Annotated in this window: 16 protein-coding genes; 2 read left to right on the top strand and 14 right to left on the bottom strand. The window is 66.2% G+C overall.

The annotated features are described in order from the left end of the window. Nucleotides 1-3: 3 nt before the first annotated feature. The 11 genes from ACH82I_RS01105 to ACH82I_RS01055 all read right to left on the bottom strand — a co-directional run bounded on the left by ACH82I_RS01105 (nucleotide 4) and on the right by ACH82I_RS01055 (nucleotide 14,042). Nucleotides 4-768, bottom strand: coding sequence for a prepilin peptidase (locus ACH82I_RS01105; protein WP_413334927.1), 765 nt, complete (start codon nucleotides 766-768; stop codon nucleotides 4-6). Then, complete coding sequence (locus ACH82I_RS01100) at nucleotides 765-1,619, bottom strand: shikimate dehydrogenase family protein (protein WP_413334925.1); 855 nt, start codon at nucleotides 1,617-1,619, stop codon at nucleotides 765-767. Before ACH82I_RS01100 ends, ACH82I_RS01105 begins: the two co-directional genes overlap by 4 nt. Beyond that, nucleotides 1,616-2,758, bottom strand: coding sequence for an endolytic transglycosylase MltG (mltG, locus tag ACH82I_RS01095; protein WP_413334923.1), 1,143 nt, complete (start codon nucleotides 2,756-2,758; stop codon nucleotides 1,616-1,618). Before mltG ends, ACH82I_RS01100 begins: the two co-directional genes overlap by 4 nt. Next, entirely contained in the window at nucleotides 2,755-3,231 is a 477-nt protein-coding gene (gene ruvX / locus ACH82I_RS01090) for a Holliday junction resolvase RuvX (RefSeq protein ID WP_230744159.1), read from the bottom strand. The genes mltG and ruvX overlap by 4 nt, the downstream gene beginning before the upstream one ends. Further along, on the bottom strand, nucleotides 3,228-5,882 hold the full coding sequence (alaS, locus tag ACH82I_RS01085) for an alanine--tRNA ligase (RefSeq protein WP_413334921.1): 2,655 nt from the start codon (nucleotides 5,880-5,882) through the stop codon (nucleotides 3,228-3,230). The genes ruvX and alaS overlap by 4 nt, the downstream gene beginning before the upstream one ends. A gap of 204 nt (nucleotides 5,883-6,086) precedes the next feature. Further along, nucleotides 6,087-6,686: a 30S ribosomal protein S4 gene (gene rpsD / locus ACH82I_RS01080; protein ID WP_230744394.1), complete on the bottom strand. Its 600-nt coding sequence runs from the start codon at nucleotides 6,684-6,686 to the stop codon at nucleotides 6,087-6,089. 246 nt (nucleotides 6,687-6,932) lie between these two features. Further along, complete coding sequence (locus ACH82I_RS01075) at nucleotides 6,933-8,510, bottom strand: cation:proton antiporter (RefSeq protein WP_413334919.1); 1,578 nt, start codon at nucleotides 8,508-8,510, stop codon at nucleotides 6,933-6,935. A gap of 123 nt (nucleotides 8,511-8,633) precedes the next feature. Beyond that, nucleotides 8,634-10,109, bottom strand: a complete 1,476-nt coding sequence (locus tag ACH82I_RS01070; RefSeq protein ID WP_413334917.1) for a replication-associated recombination protein A — start codon at nucleotides 10,107-10,109, stop codon at nucleotides 8,634-8,636. Next, complete coding sequence (gene aspS, locus ACH82I_RS01065) at nucleotides 10,109-11,890, bottom strand: aspartate--tRNA ligase (protein ID WP_413334915.1); 1,782 nt, start codon at nucleotides 11,888-11,890, stop codon at nucleotides 10,109-10,111. Before aspS ends, ACH82I_RS01070 begins: the two co-directional genes overlap by 1 nt. A 58-nt stretch (nucleotides 11,891-11,948) precedes the next feature. Then, nucleotides 11,949-13,283: a histidine--tRNA ligase gene (gene hisS / locus ACH82I_RS01060; protein WP_413334914.1), complete on the bottom strand. Its 1,335-nt coding sequence runs from the start codon at nucleotides 13,281-13,283 to the stop codon at nucleotides 11,949-11,951. A gap of 114 nt (nucleotides 13,284-13,397) precedes the next feature. Beyond that, a complete protein-coding gene (locus ACH82I_RS01055) occupies nucleotides 13,398-14,042 on the bottom strand; it encodes an MBL fold metallo-hydrolase (protein WP_230744166.1) in 645 nt (214 codons plus the stop codon). A gap of 119 nt (nucleotides 14,043-14,161) precedes the next feature. Between ACH82I_RS01055 and ACH82I_RS01050 the strand changes: the two genes are divergently transcribed. Both ACH82I_RS01050 and ACH82I_RS01045 read left to right on the top strand, forming a co-directional pair. Beyond that, nucleotides 14,162-15,514, top strand: a complete 1,353-nt coding sequence (locus tag ACH82I_RS01050) for a DUF349 domain-containing protein (RefSeq protein WP_413334912.1) — start codon at nucleotides 14,162-14,164, stop codon at nucleotides 15,512-15,514. A gap of 122 nt (nucleotides 15,515-15,636) precedes the next feature. Then, the gene (locus ACH82I_RS01045) at nucleotides 15,637-16,185 is read left to right on the top strand and encodes a hypothetical protein (protein WP_413334910.1); all 549 of its coding nucleotides are present in this window, start codon (nucleotides 15,637-15,639) and stop codon (nucleotides 16,183-16,185) included. A 42-nt stretch (nucleotides 16,186-16,227) separates the two neighbouring features. Here the strand turns inward: ACH82I_RS01045 and ACH82I_RS01040 are convergent, their stop codons facing one another. Genes ACH82I_RS01040 through secD form a run of 3 tightly spaced genes read right to left on the bottom strand, consistent with a single transcriptional unit; the run spans nucleotide 16,228 to nucleotide 21,962 of the window. Further along, a complete protein-coding gene (locus ACH82I_RS01040) occupies nucleotides 16,228-18,522 on the bottom strand; it encodes a RelA/SpoT family protein (RefSeq protein WP_284934631.1) in 2,295 nt (764 codons plus the stop codon). Nucleotides 18,523-18,540: 18 nt separating this feature from the next. Continuing rightward, nucleotides 18,541-19,557 (bottom strand): protein translocase subunit SecF, encoded by a 1,017-nt coding sequence (gene secF / locus ACH82I_RS01035; protein ID WP_413334908.1) that lies wholly within the window; start codon nucleotides 19,555-19,557, stop codon nucleotides 18,541-18,543. Next, on the bottom strand, nucleotides 19,554-21,962 hold the full coding sequence (gene secD / locus ACH82I_RS01030; protein ID WP_413334906.1) for a protein translocase subunit SecD: 2,409 nt from the start codon (nucleotides 21,960-21,962) through the stop codon (nucleotides 19,554-19,556). Before secD ends, secF begins: the two co-directional genes overlap by 4 nt. Nucleotides 21,963-21,980 lie beyond the last annotated feature (18 nt).

Genomic DNA, 21,980 nt, shown 5'->3' with positions numbered 1-21,980 from the left:
ATTCTACAAAAGGAATGGGGCCAGCACCGACCCCAGCCACATTCCGGAAAGCATCGCCGGGCCGAAGGCGATCGTCGTTCCGGCCAGGCGGCGGCTGCGCAGGGCGGAGATGATCGCCCACACACCGGCGATGAGCATCATGGCGATGAGCACGAGAGCAGGCGCCCACTGGTCGAAGAGGCCCGCCAGCGCGAAGACGACGAAGGCGAGTTTGACGTCCCCGAATCCCAAGGTTCGGGCCCGCAGCAGCCTGCCGAGCAGGTGGAGGGCGAGGAACAGGAGGGTAGCGGCGACGCCGGCGATGAAGCCGGTGTACCAGTTCAGGGAGTGTCCGATCACCGTCCCGAGGACGAGGGCGGTGAGGATCAGGAGGATGAGCGGGTAGACGATCCGGTCGGGCAGTCGGCGGATGCGGATGTCGAAGATGATGAGGAACGGGGTGGACGCCGCGACGGCGCCGAGGACGACGGCGGTGAGGATGAGGTCGGCCGAGTTCGGGGCGGAGACGTCCCCGGTCAGCTGTGCGGCGGCGGTGTGAACGGTGTCGGCCGGAATCACGGCCGAGGCGGGGAACAGCAGTGCGGCGGCGGCAGCGAGGAGGACACCGCCGAACATCATCGCCGGGCCCAGCCTCCGACCGGTCACGAGTGAGATGCGGGAATCGTCGGAGAGCCACCAGCGGGTGCCCCGCGACAGCAGCAGTCCCCCAGCGAGGCCGACGAGGACCGTCAGCCCGATGAACATGCCGTGGAGCACGTGCGCGGTCACCGCTGCTCGGCCATCACCTTGTGCATCGCCTCGCTGATCGTCCGGCGCACCTCTGCGGTGACGACCCCGCCGGCGGCGGCATAGAAGAGTTCGTGCTGAGCGACGGCCTGTTCGACGAGCATCGCGGTGCCCCCGACAGGGCTCAGCCCGTGCGAGGAGGCCGCGGCCAGGAATGCCGATTCGGCGGCATAGGCGACGTCGAGGGCGACTCCCCCGCCGAACTCCGGTGCCCAGTCGAGGGCGGGGACCGCCTCGGCGGGCAGGGTGGAGATGACGATGTCCGCGACTGCGATCCGCGACAGCGGCCCGGTCCCTGCCGTGATGTCGAGTTCCTCCGCGAGCGTGAGCACGCGGCGGGCACGGTCCGGGTTGCGCACGAGGAAGTCGACTTCGGAGACACCGAGCTCACGACAGGCCACCAGCGCCGAGGCGGCGGTGGCCCCGGCACCGAGGATGACCGCCCGAGATGCTGCCGCACCGTCGTCGCGCTCCCCGTTGTCGAGGTGCGGTGCGATGGCGCGCACGATCCCCTGCACATCGGTGTTGGCGACCAGTGTGCGCTCCGGGAACCGGACGAGCGTGTTGCCGACGTCGGTCAGGGCTGCGGTGTCGTCGAGTCGCCATCCGGCGGCCCGGGCGAGTTCGACGAGGCGGTCCTTCAGCGGCATCGTCAGCGAGAACCCGGTGTGGTCCGGGTGGCCGGCGAAGAACGCCTCGAGATCGTCGCTGCCGAGTTCGATGCGCTCGTATTCGCTCGCGTCCAGGCCGAGGGCGGTGAAGGCGGCCCGGTGCAGCAGCGGCGATTTCGAGTGGGAGATGGGCTGCCCGAGCACGGCGGCGCGGATGATCATCCTTCCCCGTTGTCCTCGCTGTGCTCCTTGAGCCACTTCCGGTAGATCTCGACGTTCTTCTGGTGTTCGTCGTAGGTCTCGGCGAACTTCGTCTCCCCCGTGTCCGGGTTCGTGGCGACGAAGAACTGCCAGTCGCCCTTGCTCGGGTTGAGGGCGGCGTCGACGGCTCCGGAGCTCGGGGCGTTGATCGGGCCGGGAGGCAGTCCCTTCTTCTTGTACGTGTTGTACGGCGAATCGGACTCGCGTTCCTTCTTCGTCGTCGTCAGGTCGGAGCGGGCACCGTGGATGTAGGCCACGGTGGCATCGGACTGGAGCAGTCCGCCGGTCTGCGAGTGGTCGGAGATGCGGTTCAGGAAGACGCGTGCGACCTTCTTACGCACCTCTTCGTCGCCCGGTGATTCCTTCTCGACGAGGCTGGCCAGCGTGAGGATGCGGTTCGCGTCCTTGCCCTCGACCCCGGCTTCGTCGAGTTCGGCCGAGGTCTTATCGACCATCTCCTGGACGACGTTCTCCGCGGTCTTCGACTTCTCCAGATCGTAGGTCGCCGGGTACAGGTAGCCTTCGAGGCTGGGGGCGTCGATGTCGAGCCCGTAGTCCTTCGGAGTCTTGTCGTCGATGGCCTTGTCGACCTCTTCGTCCTTCATGCCCGATTCGATCATGATGGTCTTGATCTCTTCGACCTGCTTGCCCTCGGCGACGGTGATCTTCGGCGGGGCAATGGGATTGACGAGCGCTTCGACGGCGGCCTTGGAGCTCATCTTCTCCCGCATCGTCACGGTACCGGCCTGGATCGTGACCTCACGGTTCTCGATCTCATCGAGGAAGGGTTCGGAGTTCATGATGACTCCCTCCTCGACGAGCTGGTTGGCCACGGAGCGGGCGGAGGAGCCGGGCGGGATCTCCACGGAGACCTCGTTCGTTCCCTGCCCTTCGTAGTCGCCCTTGGGTCCGAAGAGTTCGTTGAACACGCCGCCGGCGGCCTTGATTCCGAAGAATCCGCCGAAGCCGAAGATGAGGACGCAGATGACGACGATGGTCGTCGTCCGCCGCTTGCGCATCATCCGCCGGTGCTTCTTGGCCTTGACCTCGGATCGGGTCAGGCCGTCGTCTTCCGAGAACTCACCTGGGAACGGGCTCATTGCTCACTCTCCTCGTCGGGCATTGCTCGTCCGGCGGGGGCACCGGTGTTGTGTTCGAACTCGAGGGCGTTCTGCAGGATGATCACGGCCGCTTGGGCGTCGACGATCTCACGTCGCTGCCGGGAGCTCTTGCCCGCGGCGGCGAGAGCCTGGTGGGCTTCGACGGTGGTGAAGCGTTCGTCGACGAGACGGATCGGCGTGTGTGTGGCCACCGCGATGCGGCGGGCGAATTCCAGCGCCGAGGCGGCTGCTGCCCGGGCCGCCCCGTCGAGGGACTTGGGGTCCCCGACGAGGAGTTCGATCGGCTCGTATTCGGCGACGAGGTCCTGCAGCTCACGCAGAGCCGCGGGTTCGTCCTTCCGTCGGACCACGCTCAGCGGGGTCGCGAGGATGCCTTCGGGGTCACTGGCGGCGACCCCGATGCGCACGGAGCCGATGTCGAGGCCCAAGCGACGGCCTCGGCGGAAACTCACTGGAGGGCCGCCTTGACTGCTGTGATGGCAGCGGGGATCGCAGTGCTGTCGCTGCCGCCGCCCTGGGCGAGGTCGGGCTTGCCGCCTCCGCCGCCGCCGAGCTCGCCGCAGGCCAGCGACACGAGCTTGCCGGCCTGCAGGCCGTCGGTGCGGGCGCCTTCGGTGGTGCCGATGACGACGACGGGCTTCGAACCGCTCGTGCCGATGCCGAGGACGACGGCGGCACGGTCGGAGACACGGGCGCGCAGATCGGTGACGATGGTGCGGATGTCACCGCCGTTTGCGACCTCGCCGAGCTCGGCGACGACGAAGAGGGTCGAGCCCACCGTCTGCGCCTGGTCGAGGAACGATCCCGCCTTGGAGAGGAGCTGCTGGGAGTTCAGCCGGGCGATCTCCTTCTCGGCGTCCTTGAGCCGGCCCATGAGGTCGGAGACGCGTTCGGGCACATCGGTGCCGGGAACCTTGAGCATCTCGGACAGGGAGGAGACGATGGTGCGCTCGGCCGCCAGAGAGCGGAAGGCGTCCATGCCGACGGCGGCTTCGATGCGACGGACGCCCGAGCCCACGGAGGCCTCCGAGAGCACGGAGATCGGTCCGACCTCTGAGGACGCGCCGACGTGGGTGCCGCCGCAGAGTTCGCGGGAGAAGGGTCCGCCGATGTCGACGACGCGGACGATGTTCGGGTACTTCTCGCCGAACAGGGCCATCGCACCGGATTTCCGTGCCTCCTCGAAGGGCAGGTATTCGGTGCCGACATCGTAGTTCGAGCGGACCGCGAGGTTCGCAACGTCTTCGATCTCGGCGCGCATCTGGGTGCTCGGGGCTTCGGGGAAGGAGTAGTCGAAGCGCATGTAGCCGGGCTGGTTCATCGAGCCGGCCTGCACGGCGTGATCGCCGAGGATCTCCCGCAGCGCCGCGTGGACGAGGTGGGTTGCGGTGTGCGCCTGGGAGCCCTGGAAGCGGTGATCGTGATCGACGACAGCGAGCACTTCGTCGCCGACGCGGATCTCCCCGTCGATGACCTCGACCCGGTGGGCGGGCAGGCCCTTGATCGGGTTCTGCACATCGCTGACCTGCGCGGTGAATCCGTGCCCGCGGATCTGGCCGATATCGGCGCGCTGACCGCCGGATTCGGCGTAGAACGGGGTGAGGTCGAGGATGACGTCGGCACTCTGGCCGACGGTGAGGACCTCCTGGGCGATGCCGTCTGCGACGATGCCGCGGATCCTGGAATCGGCCTCGAGACGGTCGTAGCCGACGAATTCGCTGGCACCGTCGTCGAGCAGGGCGGAGTAGGCGGAGAGGTCGGCGTGGCCGCCGCCCTTCTTCGCCTTCGCATCGGCCTTGGCGCGAGTCCGCTGCTCCTCCATGAGGGTCCGGAAGCCCGCTTCGTCGACCGAGACTCCGTGTTCGGCGGCCATCTCAAGGGTGAGATCGATGGGGAAGCCGTGGGTGTCGTGGAGGGCGAAGGCGACATCGCCGCTGAGCGTCCGGTCCGATCCGGTCAGCGACTCGGCCGCGGTGGTGAACAGCTGGGTGCCGGATTCGAGGGTGCGCAGGAACGCCTTCTCTTCGGCGTAGGCGATGCGGGAGATCCGGTCGAAATCGGTCTCGAGTTCCGGGTAGGACAGCTTCATCGCCTGCATGGACACGGGCAGCAGCTCGGGCAGGACCTCGTCCTTGACGCTGAGGAGGCGCATCGCACGCACGGCACGACGGAGCAGCCGGCGCAGGATGTAGCCGCGTCCTTCGTTGCCGGGGCGCACACCGTCGCCGATGATGATCAGCGAGGAGCGGACGTGGTCGGCGACGACGCGCATCTGCACGTCCGCGTCGTGGTCCTCGCCGTAGGCGTGGCCGGAGAGTCGGCTGGCGACCTCGATGACGGGGAACACCTCGTCGATCTCATACATGTTCTCGACGCCCTGGAGCAGGAAGGCCACGCGCTCGAGGCCCATTCCGGTGTCGATGTTCTTCGCGGGCAGTTCGCCGGCGATGTCGAAGTCGACCTTGGAGCGGACCTCGGAGAGTTCGAACTCCATGAACACGAGGTTCCATATCTCGATGTATCGGTCCTCATCGGCGACGGGGCCGCCTTCGACTCCGTAGCCGGGGCCGCGGTCGAAGTAGATCTCGGAGCAGTAGCCGCCGGGGCCGGGCTGTCCGGTGTGCCAGAAGTTGTCCTCGTTGCCGCGCGACTGGATGCGCTCACGGGGAATGGAGGTCTCCTCGAGCCACATGTCGATGGTCTCGAGGTCGTCCTCGTGGACGGTGGCCCAGAGCAGATCGGCGTCGAAGCCGAGTCCGCCCTCGGCGACGGGGTTCGTCAGCAGGCCCCAGGCGAAGGAGATGGCCTCGCGTTTGAAGTAGTCGCCGAAGGAGAAGTTGCCGTTCATCTGGAAGAACGTGCCGTGACGGGTGGTCTTGCCGACCTCTTCGATGTCGCCGGTGCGCACGCACTTCTGCACGCTCGTCGCGCGGTTGAAGGGGGCGGGTTCCCGTCCGGTGAGGTACGGGATGAACTGGACCATGCCCGCGATGTTGAACAGGATGGACGGATCGGAGCTGATCACCGACGCTGAGGGAACCACGACGTGCCCGTTCGCTTCGAAGTAGTCCAACCAGCGTTGTTTGATCTCTGCCGTCTTCAATCCAAGACCTTTCGTATTGCTCGTGCGCTCTGGCACATATCAGGGACTAGTTTAGTGGCTCCACCACATTATGCGAGGTCGCCGTTTGCGGGGAACCGACCCGCCGGGGCACGACGGCTGTGTGAATGCACAACCGCCCGGAACATGATGTTCCGGGCGGTTGTGTCTGCGGTGACCGCTGTGATCGCGTGAGCGATCGAAGGATCAGCGCGAGTAGTGCTCGACGACCAGCTGCACGTCGACGGTCACGGGGACCTCTTCGCGCTTGGGGCGACGGACCAGGGTGGACTGCAGACCTTCGAGGTTCACCGACAGGTAACCCGGAACCGCGGGGAGGACATCCTGGTGTCCGCCGGCAGCTGCGACCTGGAAGGGATCCATCGATGCGCTGCGCTCGTGCACCTGGATGGTCTGGCCTTCCTTCACACGGAAGGAGGGGCGATCGACGCGCTGACCGTCAACGGTGATGTGACGGTGCACGACGAACTGACGGGCCTGGGCGATGGTGCGGGCGAAGCCCGAACGCAGCACCAGGGCGTCGAGACGCATTTCGAGGAGCTCGACCATGGTCTCACCGGTCAGACCGGCGAGGCGGCTGGCTTCCTTGTAGGTCTTGAGCATCTGGGCCTCGCGGATGCCGTACTGGGCGCGCAGACGCTGCTTCTCCTTGAGACGGACCGAGTAGTCGCTGTCGTTGCGACGACGGGCACGGCCGTGCTCGCCTGGAGGGTAGGGGCGACGTTCGAAGTACTTCTCAGCCTTCGGGGTCAGCGGCAGGCCGAGAGCGCGCGAGAGGCGCGTCATCCGGCGGTTACGTGCTGGTGCTGGCACTGGTTTACCTTTCATCAAAATGGTGTGTCACGACAGGCCTGGGGTTCTCGCCCTGGTCGAAACCGTTGTTTCCCTGGGTGGGAAAGAGGGATTGAGCGTCGAGATCCGCTCGCACCGACCGCCTTTAGCGTGCAGGCACAACAGCTGCCTATCTTAGCCGGAGGCCGCTCCCCTGCGCAAAGCCGAACCGGGCAGGCCCGACCGTGATCTTCACGACGTTCACCCGCCCTGGGTCTTCATGGCGGCGTCGGCGACGGCGGCACCTGAACCGCTGTAGATGTTGACCACGGCGTGGACTCCCGCCTTGGTGAAGCGTCGGGCTTGATCGGGGCGTTGGACGACCGCGGCGATGGTGCCTTCGAAACCAGCGATCCGCAGCTGCTCGAGGGCGAAGATGTTCGAGTCGTGGAGGGCCATGGCAAGGATTACGGTGTGAGCCCGTCCGCCGACGACGAGTCGGTGCCAGAACTCGTGGTCGGTGGCATCTCCCTCGAGGACCGTGAAGTCATCGGACCGGAGGGCAGAGATCACCGCATGGTCGTTGTCGATGCCGATCACGGACAGTCCGCCCGCGTCGACGAAGCGCTCATAGGCGCCTCGACCGATCCGACCCATCCCGAGCACGACCACCTCGGCGCCGCCGGTGTCGATGGGGCGATCCGTGGGCCGCAGGCGGGCTTCGTTCTCTGCCGGCAGGATGTCATCGCACCAGGCCACGATCTGCAGGCTGTAGGCGTTGGCCAGGGACGAGATGATCATGCCCACGGCCACGGCCAGTGCCGTCACCGTCAGCCAGTTGTCGGCGAACAGTCCGTTGCCGACGCCGACGGCGACGACGATGAGAGCGAATTCGGAGAAGTTGCTCAGGGCCAGGCTGGTGCGGATGCTCGTGCGATTGCGCAGACCGAAGACACGGCCCATGAGGTAGAAGCTGATGAAGTTGAAGGGGATGAGGACCACACAGAGGATGAGCGCCATGCCCAGGTCGGACCAGGTCGGCACGGCTTGGAGCCCGATGACGACGAAGAATGCGACGAGGAAGAGCTCCTTGACGCTGAACAGTGACTTCGAGAGCTCACCCGAGCGAGGGTGACTGGCGAAGAGCAGCCCCATCGCCAGGGCTCCGAGGTCCCCGTGGATGCCCACGGACTCGAAGGCGACATAGCCGGGACCCAACGCCATGACGACCCCGAACAGCACGAGCAGCTCTCCGCGTCCGATCCGGTCGAGGATGCGCCGCAGCACCCAGGCAGCCGGGACGAGCAGGACCAGCGCGAAGGCCCAGGGGCTCGGCGGCTCCTCCCCTGCGGCCGTGATGAAGGCGACGGCGGCAAGATCCTGCAGGACGAGCACGGCGATGGCGATCTGTCCGTAGTACGAGCCGTCATCGGAGCGGTCTTCGAGCACCTTGACTACGAGCACCGTCGAGGAGAACGACAGCGCGAAGCCGAGCAGAGCAAGGGTGCCGACTCCCCCGCCGAGGCTGACGACCCCGATGGTCGCGGCCGCACCGATGGTGCCCGCCCCGACCAGGACGACGGTGAGCATGTGCAGCAGCGCGGTGCCGTGGGCCTCGGGTTGGAGCAGGGAACGCAGGTCGAACTTCAGTCCGATCGTGAACAGAAGCAGGACGACGCCGAGATCGGAGACCTCATCGAGGCCGGCGAAGGCGGTGAACCCGAGGAAGTGGAGGAGGAATCCGGCACCGAGGAAGCCGACGAGCGGTGGGATCCGCAGCTCATAGGCGACCATACCCAGGACCAGCGCGGCCGCGATGGTGACGATGATCTCTGTCACAGCGGCCCTCCTCGGTCGGTGTTGGGCATCGCGACCGAAACTCGCATCCACTCTCTTCGGTGGTCCGCGGCGCGTGCCCTCACCACCAAAATTACCGCTTCGTCGGTTGAAGCGACAGTTCCCTCAGGGACGCAGCAGCCGTCGCAGGCTCTCCAGCCGCTCGCCCATCGTGCGTTCCATGCCGTTGCCGCTGGGATCGTAGTACCGCTTGTTCCGCAGGGTCTCGGGCAGGTATTCCTGGTCGGCGACACCGTGCGGATAGTCGTGGGAGTATTTGTAGCCCTCGCCGTGTCCGAGTTCCTTAGCCCCCGGATAGTGGGCGTCGCGGAGGTGGTCGGGGACCTGTCCGGCAAGACCGTTCTTGACGTCGGCGATGGCCGCGTCCAAGGCACGGTAGCTCGCGTTCGACTTCGGTGCCATGGCCAGGTAGGTGACCGCCTCGGCGAGAGGGATCCGGCCTTCGGGCATGCCGATGTTCTGCACCGCGGTGGAAGCCGCCACGGCGATGGGCAGCGCCTGCGGATCGGCCATGCCGATGTCCTCGGCCGCGGAGATGACGACGCGGCGGGCGATGAATCGCGGGTCCTCCCCCGCCACGATCATCCGCGCCAGGTAGTGCAGGGCGGCATCGACGTCGGAGCCGCGGATGGATTTGATGAACGCTGAGACGACGTCATAGTGCTGATCGCCGTTGCGGTCATAGCGGAGCACGGTCTCGCTGCTCGCCTCGGCGCAGGCCCCTTCGGTGATGAGGATCGGCGCAGCGTCCGCGGTCTCGTCGCCGTCTGTCTCGTCATCGTCCTCGGTCTCGGCAGCGCCGTCATTCTCGGAGGCACGCTGCACGGTCTCGCCCTGAGCCGACGCAATGCCGGCGGCCGCTTCGAGAATCGTCAGCGACCGCCTGGCGTCGGCCCCGGCGATGCGGACGATGAAGTCCTTGGCCTCAGGACTGAGTTCGAAGCCTCCCGCCAGTCCGCGCTCGCTGGCGATGGCGCGGTCCAGCAGCCTGCCGATGGCGTCATCGTCGAGCGGTCGCAGGGTCAGCAGGAGCGACCGTGAGAGCAGCGGGGAGATGACCGAGAACGAAGGGTTCTCCGTCGTCGCGGCGACGAGCACGACGAGGCGGTTCTCCACCGCCGGCAGCAGCGCGTCCTGCTGGGCCTTGGAGAACCGGTGGATCTCGTCGAGGAAGAGCACGGTGGTGCGCTGATACATCTCCCGCTCGCGGCGGGCGTTCTCGATCACCTGTCGGACGTCCTTGACTCCGGCGGTGATCGCCGAGAGTTCGACGAAGGTCCGGCCCGGGGCGTGGGAGATGACGTGGGCCAAGGTGGTCTTGCCGACTCCCGGCGGACCCCACAGGATCACCGAGGAGGCTCCGGCACGGTCTCCCCCGCTGGCCTCGACGAGTTGGTTGAGCGGGGAACCCGGGAAGGTGAGATGTTCCTGTCCGACCACCTCGGCGATGGTGCGCGGTCGCATCCGCACGGCCAGCGGATCGAGCGCCCGGCCCGTCGCCGCGGATGAGGAACCGGCGAAGCCCGGACCCGGTGTTTCCTGGTCCGGACCGTCGGAGAACAGATTGGGTTCCTGGGTCATCAGGACTCGGCGTCGTCGTCTTCCGGTTCGAAGTCCACGCCCGCCTCGGCGCGCTGGGCATCGGTGATCGGTGCCGGTGCCGCGGTCAGCGGATCGTAGCCGCCGCCGGACTTCGGGAAGGCGATGACCTCACGGATCGAGTCCACCCCGGCCAGCAGGGACACGATACGGTCCCAGCCGAAGGCGATGCCGCCGTGCGGGGGTGCGCCGAACTTGAAAGCCTCGAGGAGGAAGCCGAACTTCTCCTCGGCCTCCTCTTCGCTGATGCCCATGATCCGGAACACGCGCTCCTGGATATCCTTGCGGTGGATGCGGATCGAACCGCCGCCGATCTCGTTGCCGTTGCACACGATGTCGTAGGCGTAGGCCAGGGCGGCACCGGGATCGGATTCGAGAGTGTCGAGGAATTCGGGCTTCGGTGCGGTGAACGCGTGGTGGACGGCGGTCCATGCACCCTCACCGACGGCGACGTCTCCGGCGGCCTGGGCCGCGGCGGCCGATTCGAACAAGGGTGCGTCGACGACCCACACGAAGGCCCAGTCGCCGTCCTTGATCAGTCCGGTGCGCTCGGCGATCTCATTGCGGGCGGCGCCGAGGAGGGCGCGCATGCTGCGATCACCGGCGGCGAAGAAGATCGCGTCGCCCGGGTTCGCACCGGCGGCCTCGAGGAGACCGGCCTTCTCCTCTTCGGAGATGTTCTTGGCCACGGGGCCCGACAGTGTGCCGTCCTCGGCCACGAGCACATACGCGAGTCCCTTGGCGCCGCGCTGCTTGGCCCAGTCCTGCCAGGCGTCGAGCTGCCGCCTGGGCAGGGAGCCGCCGCCCGGGTAGACGACCGAGCCGACGTACTCGGACTGGAAGACCCGGAACGGGGTGTTCGCGAAGAATTCGGTGAGGTTGTGCAGTTCGAGGTCGAAGCGCAGATCCGGCTTGTCCGAGCCGTAGCGCTCCATCGCATCGTGGTAGGTGAGGTGCGGGATCGGCGCGGTGATCTCGTGCCCGATGAGCTTCCACAGCGCGGTCAGGATCTCCTCGGCCAGGGCGATGATGTCGTCCTGTTCGACGAAGGAGGCTTCGATGTCGAGCTGGGTGAACTCGGGCTGACGATCAGCGCGGAAGTCCTCGTCCCGGTAGCAGCGAGCGATCTGGTAGTAGCGTTCCATGCCGGCGACCTGGAGGAGCTGCTTGAACAGCTGCGGGGACTGCGGCAGGGCGTACCAGGAGCCTGGCTTGAGGCGAGCGGGCACGAGGAAGTCGCGGGCGCCCTCGGGAGTCGACCGGGTCAGCGTCGGCGTCTCGATCTCGAGGAACTTGTGGTCATCGAGGACGCTGCGGGCGGCCTTGTTGACGTCCGAGCGCAGACGCATGGTCGCGGCCGGTCCCGAACGGCGCAGGTCGAGGTAGCGGTAGCGCAGGCGGGTCTCCTCGCCCACGGTGCCGGAGTCCTCGGCATGGTCGGAGACCTGGAAGGGCAGCGCCGAAGCTTCGGAGAGGATCTCGACGGTGGTGTCGATGATCTCGATCTCACCAGTTGGCAGGTTCGGGTTCGTGTTGCCCTCGGGGCGCTGGGAGACGGTGCCGACGACCTTGACGACGGTTTCGTTGCGCAGCTGGTGCGCATCGTCCTCACGGACGACGACCTGAACGATCCCCGAGGCGTCGCGCAGATCGATGAAGGCCACTCCTCCGTGATCGCGACGGCGGTCGACCCACCCAGTCAGGGTGACGGTCTCTCCTGCCTGTGTGGCTCGCAGGGTTCCGTTTTCGTGGCTTCGCAGCACCTAGGGCTCCTTTTGATGTTGATGTGTCAGCGCGCAGTCAATGATAGTCGCTCGCCGCTCAGGCCTTGTACACCCGCGGCCGGAGGTCAGCCTCCGGCGGTTCCCAGGTCTGCGGGTCGGCGGGAATCTGCTCACCTGAGCGGATGTCCTTGACCTCGTGACCGGACTCCCCGCCGGTGAACCAGACGAAGGGGATCTCGCGACGTTCTGCGTAGCGGATCTGCTTGCCGAACTTCGTCGCGCTCGGCGACACCTCGCAGGCGATGTCGCGAGCCCGCAGGGCGGCGGCCACGGCGTCCGCCTCGGCGCGTCCCTCCTCGTCGGTCACGGCCACGACCACCGCCGAGGGGATGCCGCGGGTGGCGCTGATACCCGATTCGGGATCGAGGATGAAGGCCATGAGACGCGAGACCCCGATCGACATGCCCACCCCGGGGTAGGTCTTCTTGCCCACCGTGGCCAGCGAATCATAGCGACCGCCGGAGGCCACGGAGCCGAGCTCTTCGTAACCGATCAGCTGGGTCTCGTAGACCGCTCCCGTGTAGTAGTCGAGACCGCGGGCGATCTTGAGCTGGGCGACGATGACGCCCGGTGCCCGATCGTGGGCGGCGCGCAGCATCGTCGTCAGCGAGTCGAGGCCGGCGTCGAGGAGGGGGTGCTCGACGCCGAGCGCGCGCACCTCCTCGGCGAAGTCCGGTGAATCGGATTCGATGGCGGCGAGTTCGAGGCACAGTCGCTGCTGCTCCTCGTTCGCGCCCGCCTCGGTCGCCAGCAGCTTCGCGACTTCCTCAGGCCCGATCTTGTCGTATTTGTCGAGGCAGCGCAGGACGGCCTGGATGGTCTCCAGCCCGATGCCGCGGGCGAAGCCTTCGAGCAGGCGCCGGTCGTTGACGACGATCTTGACTCCGGGCACGCCCAGAGGAGCGAGTCGGGCGAAGGCATCGGCGACGGCCAGTGGGATCTCGACCTCGAAGTGTCCGGGCAGCTCGGCATCGGCGATGACGTCGATATCGGCCTGGATGAACTCACGGTAGCGGCCCTGCTGGGGGCGTTCGCCGCGCCACACGGGTTGGACGCGTGCGGCCTTGAACGGGAAGCTCAGCTCGTTCGCGTTGTCGGCGATGTAGCGGGCCAGGGGCACCGTGAGGTCGAAGTGCAGTCCCAGGGGGTTGCGTTCGGCACCTTCGGAGTGGAGGCGGGAGACGGCGAAGATCTCCTTGTCGATCTCCCCGTCCTTGGCCAGCTGGCTGATCGGTTCGACGGCCCGGTGGTTGAGTGCGGAGAAGCCGTGCAGGGCGAAGGTGTGCTCGAGGATGTCGATGACCTTCTTCTCGATCACGCGTTCGGCGGGAAGTCGTTCCGGGAATCCGGACAGACGGGCTGACTTCGCCATTGTTCTCCTTGCTCTCAGTGCTGTGTGTTGTGTCTGCGGTGTCTGTTTGTATCGGGGATGTCTGCGGTAGGCAGATGTGTCCGTGGTGCTGCGGTCCTGCGGCCTGCGGCTCGGTCAGAAGAACGGGTTGGTGGCCAGTTCGTGGCCGACCCGCGAACCGGGGCCGTGTCCAGGATAGATCGGAACGTCGGGCAGCGTGGCGAATGCCCGCAGGGATTCCCCCATCGCCGCGGCGTCCCCGCCCGGGAGGTCGACCCGGCCGATGGCACCGGCGAAGACGACGTCACCGGTGAAGATGATCTCCTCGTCATCGGCGCTCACCCGCAGCAGCATCGAGCCTTCCGTGTGCCCGGGCGCGGCGACGGCGGTGACACTCAGCCCCGCGATCTCCAGGACCTGACCATCGCTCAGCCCGGTGACTTCCGGTGCCTGCCAGCCCTCGACCAGGGGCGCGAGCATCGGCGCGAACTGCGGGCTGAGTGTGCGTGCCGGATCGGCCAGGCGATAACGGTCGGGATCGCCGAGGTGGACGGGAACGTCCCAGCGGGCAAGCACATTGCCCAGCCCCAGGATGTGGTCGGGGTGGCCGTGGGTGAGGAAGACGGCACGCGGACGCAGCCCCTCCTCGGCGAGGATCTCCGCCAGACCGGGAGCACAGTCGTAGCCGGAGTCGACGAGGATGCACTCCTCGGCCCCCTCGGCGCGGACGACATAGCAGTTGACGTCGAGGAATTCGGCGTGGGTCGTGAATACATCCATACGCAAAGTCTATCCAGAGGCTCCGCCTTGGTTATGCTGGGATAACGTCCAATCAGAGATCGAGTGATCGGCAGGCGCGAGAGCCCGCCGGTTCGACCGATGGAAACAAGGTGAGAATCATGTCGACCCCGACGCCGAAGCCGACCCCCCGCCCGTCTTCCCTGCCCCGCCCGCAGGCGGCACAGGTGGTGAATGCGACGACCGTCGATCATGACGCCGAGGTCGCTCGTGCGGTCGCCCATGGTCGGGCCGATGAGGACGGCAATGTGTTCGTCATCACCCCGGAGGGTGAGCGCGCCGTCGGACAGTACCCGGACGCCACCGGCGCCGAGGCGCTCGAATACTTCGCGAAGAAGTACGTCGAACTCGTCGAACACTCCGTTCACCTGCGCAACCGACTTTCGGCAGGAGCTCCCGGCAAGGAGATCGTGCAGGCGGCGAAGACGCTGCAGGAGTCGCTGCCGGAAGCGAACGTCGTCGGCGACCTCCGCGGCCTGTCGGGAACCCTCGACACACTCGTCTCCGATGCCGAGGCCACGGACTCGCAGCAGGCCGCTCGGGCCGAGGCGGCGAAGCTCGAAGCCGCCGCCGAGCGTGAGGAGATCGTCGCCGAGGCCGAGTCTCTGGCCAAGCGGGATCCGGAGAAGATCCAGTGGAAACAGTCCGGTGCCCGACTGCGCGAGCTCTTCGCGCAGTGGAAGGACAAGCAGCGCAGCGGTCCGCGTCTGCCGCGTTCGGTCGACCAGGAGCTGTGGGGCCGCTTCTCCCAGGCCCGGAACACCTTCGAGCACAAGCGCAAGGAGTTCTTCGCCGAGCTCGACAAGGTCAATTCCGAGGGCAAGCGGATCAAGGAGAAGATCGTCGCCGAGGCGGAGTCGCTGTCCGGTTCGACCGATTTCCGCACCGTGTCCCAGAAGTACAAAGATCTGATGACCCAGTGGAAGCGGGCGCCGCGAGCCTCGCGGAAGGATGATGACGCCCTGTGGGCTCGCTTCCGTGCCGCGCAGGATGTGTTCTTCTCGGCTCGGGATGCGGAGAACGCCGCTCTCGACGAGGAGTACAAGGGCAATCTCGAGGTCAAGGAAGGGCTGCTGAAGAAGGCCCAGGCGCTGCTGCCGATCACCGACCCGGTCGCGGCGAAGAAGGAGCTGCGGGTCATCCAGGACGAATGGGAAGATGCCGGCAAGGTCCCCCGCGCCGATGTCTCGCGGATGGAGGGCGGCCTGCGCGATGTCGAACGGGCCCTGTCCGAAGCCGAGGATGCCGCTTGGCAGCGCAGCAACCCGGAGACCAAGGCACGCACCTCGGGGGCGCTGAGCCAGCTCGACGATTCGATCGCAGAGCTCGAGGACAAGCTCGCCGCGGCGAAGTCCGGTGGGGATGAGAAGGCCGTGACCGAGGCCCAGTCCGCCCTCGACGCCCGCCGCGCCTGGCGGGATCAGCTGGCGCAGACTGCCTCCGAACTCGACTGAGCAGAGCGGACGAGCGGAGACGAGTTCCGGTCGTCCACAGGCATCGACGCTCGAGTCGATGCTTATCCACAGTTGGCCGATGCGATCTTGTCAGCGCCTCCGTACACCGCGATAGTGGCTGTATGGAGGCGCTGTTTCATCTGCGGGACTACGGGTACGAACATCTCACCGAGCTCACCCTCGACGGTCTGCTGACCCAGCTGACGGAGACCACGTGGGTCCGCAAGGGTGCCGTGCTCGGGCCCGACGACCGGATGGCGGCGCTGCACACCCTGACTCCGCAGGGACTCGTGCTCTCCCACGACAGCGCCTGGTGGGTTCATCGGGGGCTGGGACGGGCACCGTCGCCGCTGTCGTTCATCACGCACCCGCGACGCCGATTCGTCACCGAATCCGGATTGGACGTCCACGAGCTCTCGCTCACCGATGACGAATGCGAGTGCATCGACGGTCATCTGCTGACGACCGAGGAGCGCACCCTCTACGATCTGCTGCTGCCGCAGGTGCGCACACCCGGTGATCATTCGCCTCGTGTGGTGAGGAACCTCATCGACGAGGTGCCCGGAGCGACCCGACGACGGTTCCGGCTCTATCTCGACAGTGTCTCGCGCCGTCCGTACGTGGCACAGATCCGTTCGACCTTCGAACGCTGCTGCGAACTCCCGAGATGACCCTCGGACTCAGGTGGCCGGCGTCGAGGGCCCGAGCAGGTTCTATCCCCCGGCGATGCGGTAGACGTCGAAGACGCCTTCGACTTTCCGCACGGCAGAGAGCACGGTGTCCAGATGGCTCGCGTCGCTCATCTCGAAGACGAACTTCGACTGCGCGACCCTGGCCCGCGAGGTCGCCACCGAGGCGGAGAGGATATTGACATGCGTGTCCGTGAGGACCTTTGTGATGTCCGAGAGCAGGCCCGACCGGTCGAGGGCCTCGACCTGGATCTGGACGAGGTAGATGCCGCTGGTCTTCTCGCCCCAGGAGACCTCGACGATGCGTTCGGGCTCCCGTTCGAGGGAGACGACGTTCGGGCAGTCGACACGATGCACGGACACCCCGGAGCCGCGGGTGACGAAGCCGACGATCTCATCGCCGGGCACCGGGGTGCAGCAGCGGGCGAGTTTGACGAGCACATCGTCGACGCCTTTGACCGTGACCCCCTCCGAGGAGGAATGGTGTCCCGATGATTGGCCCGTGCGGTTGCGCGGTGCCGGCAGGACGGTTTCGTCGTCGTCCTCGCCGACCTCCTTGGCCAGCAGGTCCACGACATGGGCCGCCGAGGTGATGCCGTTGCCGATCGCGGCGTAGAGCGCGGTGACATCGGGCAGCCGGAGTTCGGTGGCGACGACCTGCAGAGCCTCCTGGCTCATCAGCGCCGATGCCGAGAGGGTGTGCCGACGCATCGCCCTGGCCAGCTGTTCGCGGCCGTTCTCGATCGCCTCTTCGCGGCGTTCCTTCGAGAACCACTGCCGGATCTTGCTTCTGGCCCGCGGGCTCTTGACGAAGCCGAGCCAATCGCGGCTCGGACCGGCGTTCTCATCCTTGGAGGTGAAGACTTCGACCGAGTCGCCGTTCTTCAGTTCGGTGTCCAGGGCCACGAGTCGTCCGTTGACCCTGGCGCCCATGGTCTTGTGCCCGACCTCGGTGTGCACGGCATAGGAGAAGTCGACGGGTGTGGCCCCCGCGGGCAGGCTCATCACGTCTCCCTTGGGGGTGAAGACGTAGACCTCCTTCGAATTCACCTCGTAGCGGAGGTTGTCGAGGAACTCCTCGGGGTCGCTGACCTCACGCTGCCAGTCGAGCAGCTGCCGCAGCCAGGCGGCGTCGTCGACCTCGCCGTCGTCGGAGACCTTGACCGAGCGGGCGGTGTTCGAGGTCACGGCCTTCGAGGGGTTGCCGCGGTCTTTGTACTTCCAGTGGGCGGCCACACCGAACTCGGCACGCCGGTCCATCTCATGGGTCCGGATCTGGATCTCCACCGGTTTGCCGTTGGGACCGATCACCGTCGTGTGCAGGCTCTGGTACATGTTGTACTTCGGCATCGCGATGTAGTCCTTGAACCGGCCGGGCACAGGATTCCAACGGGCGTGGACGATGCCGAGCGTGGCGTAGCATTCCCGCACCGATTCGACGAGCACGCGGACGCCGACGAGGTCGTAGATGTCGGCGAATTCGTGGCCGCGGACGACCATCTTCTGGTAGATCGAGTAGTAGTGCTTGGGTCGGCCGGTGATCGCGGCCTCGATGCCGGACTCCCGCAGCTCGGAATTGAGTTCGTGCGAGACCGTCGCGAGGTACTTCTCGCGTTCGGGCGCACGATCGGCGACGAGGCGAACCACCTCGTCGTAGACCTTCGGGTGGAGCACCTGGAACGACAGATCCTCGAGTTCCCACTTGATCGTGTTCATCCCCAGCCGGTGTGCCAGCGGGGCGTAGATCTCGAGGGTCTCCCGGGCCTTCTTCGTACTCGAGGACGCGGGAACGAACTTCCAGGTGCGGGCGTTGTGGAGACGGTCGGCGAGCTTGATCACGAGGACGCGGATGTCCTTGGCCATGGCCACGATCATCTTGCGCACGGTCTCGGACTGCGCCGCCTGACCGTAGGTGAGTTTGTCGAGCTTGGTCACGCCGTCGACCATGGCCGCGACCTCGGGCCCGAACTCCTCGGTCAGCTCGGACAGGGAGTAAGAGGTGTCCTCAACCGTGTCGTGGAGCAGAGCGGCGGCCAGAGTGACCGGAAGCATGCCGATCTCGGCGAGGATCGTCGCCACCGCGATCGGATGGGTGATGTAGGCGTCCCCGGACTTCCTGGTCTGCCCGCGGTGGGCTTCCTCCGCGACCTGGTAGGCGCGGACCACCAGGTCGATGTCGGCCTTGGGGTGGTTCGACTGCAGCGCCCTGATCATCGGGCCCAGAACCCTCGGATATCCGGGGTTGTTCTGGGCCCTGGCCGCCCACCAGGCTAGACGAGAGATGCCGCGCGGGCGGCGCGATTCGGCGGAAGAAGCCATGACATCTCCTCTCTCGACTCAGACCTCGGCGTGGATCACCGGCGGGACGTCCTCGGCCCCTCTGTCCAAGCGTAGTTGACGAACAGCCTCTTCCTGTTCACGCACGGCCGGTTCATGTGCCCGGAGCAGGGCGTAGAGCGGGCTGGCCACGAACAGGGTCGAGGATGCTGCGACAATCATACCGATGAACAGCGACAGTGAGATGTCGACGAGAGTGCCGGCGTTGAGCGCCAGGACGCCGATGAAAAGGATCGAGGCGACGGGCAGGACGGAGACCACCGTGGTGTTGATCGACCGCACCGTGGTCTGGTTGACGCCGAGGTTGACGAGCTCGGAGAACTTGAGATCCCGCTTCTCCTTGAAACGGGCCGTGTTCTCTCGGATCTTATCGAAGACCACCACCGTGTCATAGAGAGAGAAGCTCAGCACGGTGAGGAATCCGATGACCGCTTCCGGGGTCACCTCGATGCCGGTGGCCGAGTAGATGCCCATCGTGACGATCATGACGACGATGAGGCCGATGATCGCAGCCAAGGACATCTTCCAGGTGCGGAAGTACAGGGCCATGACGATCATCGCGATGGCGACGAAGATGACGAGCGCGCGGATCATCTTCTCCGTCACGTCCTGACCCCATTCGGGTCCGACGAAGGTCGAGGTCACATCCTCGTTCGAGACGTCGTAACCCTCGATCAGGGCATCACGGACCTGCTGCATCTCGTCGTCCGAGAGCTGATTCGTCTCGATCTGCACTGCGGTGTCGCTGGTCGGTGTCAGACGCGGTTCCGAACCGGAGACGGCGCCGGAGACGATGCCCTCACCCTTGCCGGGCGAGGTGTCGCTGACGTGGTCGATCTGGAACTGCGAGCCACCTTTGAAGGCGATGCCGAAGTTGAATCCGGCGATCAGCGGGACGAGGAGCGAGAGGATGACGAGAACTCCGGCGATCGCCAGCCACAGCTTGCCCTTCCCGACGAAGGGAATGGAGGTCTCACCGTTGTGGAGCCGGTTGCCCCAGGCAAAGAACCGTTTCACTTGTCTGCCTCCTTGCCCTCGTCAGCGTCCTTCTCCTGGGCGGCTCTGCGTGCCGCCGCCTTCCGTTCGGCGATCGTGCCGCCGGCCGGAGCGGATTCGGAGCCCGTCGAGCGGGTCTTCTTCTTCGCCTTGCGCGGCTTCGCCGCAGACTCGGTGGTCGGCTCTGCATCACGGTCGTCAGACTTGTCGACGACCGACTTATCTGCCGTCGACTTCGCGTCCGTGGCTGATTTCGCGTCCGTCGATTCGGCGTCTGCCGTCGACTTCGCGTCCTTCGTCGACTTCGCGTCCTTCGTCGACTTCGCGTCCTTCGCCGACTTCGCGTCCTTCGCCGACTTCGCGTCCGAGGAACCGGCCTTCGCCGCAGCACCGGAGTCCGCGGACGCGGAGCCGACGGCGGCCGGAGCCCGGTCCTCGGCCTCACGCTCGGTCGAGGCGATGCCGGCCTTGCGGTTGCGAGCCTTCTCGCGGCGTTTGGCCTCCGGAGACTTCTCGCTGTCGTCGATGCTCAGGCCCAGCGCGCCTCTGTAGGCGGCCGGTTTGACCCCGAGCAGCCTCGGATCCATTCCCGACAGCGGGTGCCCCTGACCGAAGAACTTCGTTCTCGCAAGCACCTCGAGCATCGGGTGGGTGAAGAGGAAGACGACGATGACGTCGACGATCACGGCGAGGCCGAAGGTGAAGGCGAAGCCGCGCACCGAACCGACCGCGAGGATGTAGAGGATGATCGCGGCGAGCATGTTCACGCCCTTGGACGCGTAGATGGTCCGCTTCGCGCGGTCCCAACCCACTTCGACGGCCGAGAGGAGATTTCTGCCGCTGCGCAGCTCGTCTCTCACGCGCTCGAAGTAGACGATGAACGAGTCCGCGGCCATGCCGATGCCGATGATGATACCGGCCAAGCCCGCCAGTGACAGTCGGTAACCGTACCTCCACGAGGCCAGGAGCAGGAGCAGATACGTCAGCACGCCGACGACCACGATGCTCGAGACCGTGACGAGGCCGAGCACCCGATACTGCAGGAGTGAGTAGACGACGACGAGGATGAGTCCTGCCAGACCGGTGAGCAGACCGATGGTGAGGTAGTTCGACCCCAGCGTCGGTGAGATCTGGTCCTCGCTCTGGACCTGGAAGCTCAGCGGCAGGGAGCCGTTCTTGAGCTGGTCGGCCAGAGTCTGTGCCGAGTCGAGAGTGAAGTTGCCCGAGATCTCGGCCTTGCCGTCGGTGATGACGGCGTTGGAGGTCGGGGCGGAGAGCACGTTGCCGTCGAGCACGATGGCGAACTGATTGTAGGGCTGCTGCTTTCCGGTGATGTCCGAGGTGATCTGCTTGAAGATCTCTCGACCGGTGGAGTCGAACTCGAGGTTGACGGCCGGCTGGTTGGTCTGGGTGCCGTTGGCACCCGTCTGGTAGCCGAAGCTGGCGTCGGCGAGGTGATCGCCGGAGAGTTCGACCGGACCGAGAACGTACTTGGCCTGTCCGTCCGAGGCACAGGCGACGACCGGTTCGTCGGCGGGCAGCTGCTCGCCTCCGGTGCGGTTCTTCGGATCGGTGCAGTCGAGTTCGGTGTACTTCTTGATGATGTCATCGGACTGCCACTTGTCCGCGTCCGCTTCCGGGTCGAACAGGGGCCGCGGGGTCGAGTCGGTGACCTTGGTGTCCTCGCCCGTCCCCTCACCGGCGCCCTCGCCCGAATCACCGGAGTCTCCGCTGTCGGTGCTCGACTCCCCGGATTCCTTCCCGGCGGGTCCGGGAACTTGGCCGCCGGCCTTGGCGGGTTCGTCTCCGGAGGTCGTATCACTCGTCTCACCGGCGGACCGGGAGACCTGCCCGCCCCCTGCGGGGTCGGTGCCTTCGGCCTGACCGGAGCCGTCGGACTGGCCTGCCCCGTCGGCGCCGGTGAGATCCTCGAGGCGCTTCTTCTCCTCATCGCTGAGGCCGTCGTCCGAGGACTGTTCGGAGTTGTCCCCGCTCTGTTCCTGCTCCTTCTGGATTGCCTCCTGGGAGCGCGGATCACCGACGAGGGCGACCCTGCGGAACACGAGCTGCGCGGACGAGCGGACCAGGTTGCGGGTCTCCTCGTCGGGGTTGCCCGGGAGGTTCACGATGATGTTGCGGTCACCCTGGGTCGTGATCTCGGCCTCGGAGACACCCGTCGAGTCGACGCGCTGCCGAATGATGGAGACAGCCTGGTCGAGCTGTTCCTTGCTGATGTCCGTGTCCTCCGAGACCTGCGGCTCGAGGATGATCGAGGTACCGCCCTCGAGGTCGAGCGCAAGCTTCGGTGAGGTTGTGGCATTCGACCAAATGACCCCGCCGGCGATGATGCCGGCAAGGGCAAGTGTGACGATGATGAGCCACATGAAGCGCAGACCAGGGCGCGGCTTTTCTTCAATATCGGACACGTTTCAGCTTTCGATCGA

It is taken from the genome of Brevibacterium sp. GP-SGM9 (genome assembly GCF_047300845.1).
Taxonomy (GTDB): Bacteria; Actinomycetota; Actinomycetes; order Actinomycetales; family Brevibacteriaceae; genus Brevibacterium.
This window is presented reverse-complemented; position numbering and strand designations above follow the sequence as displayed.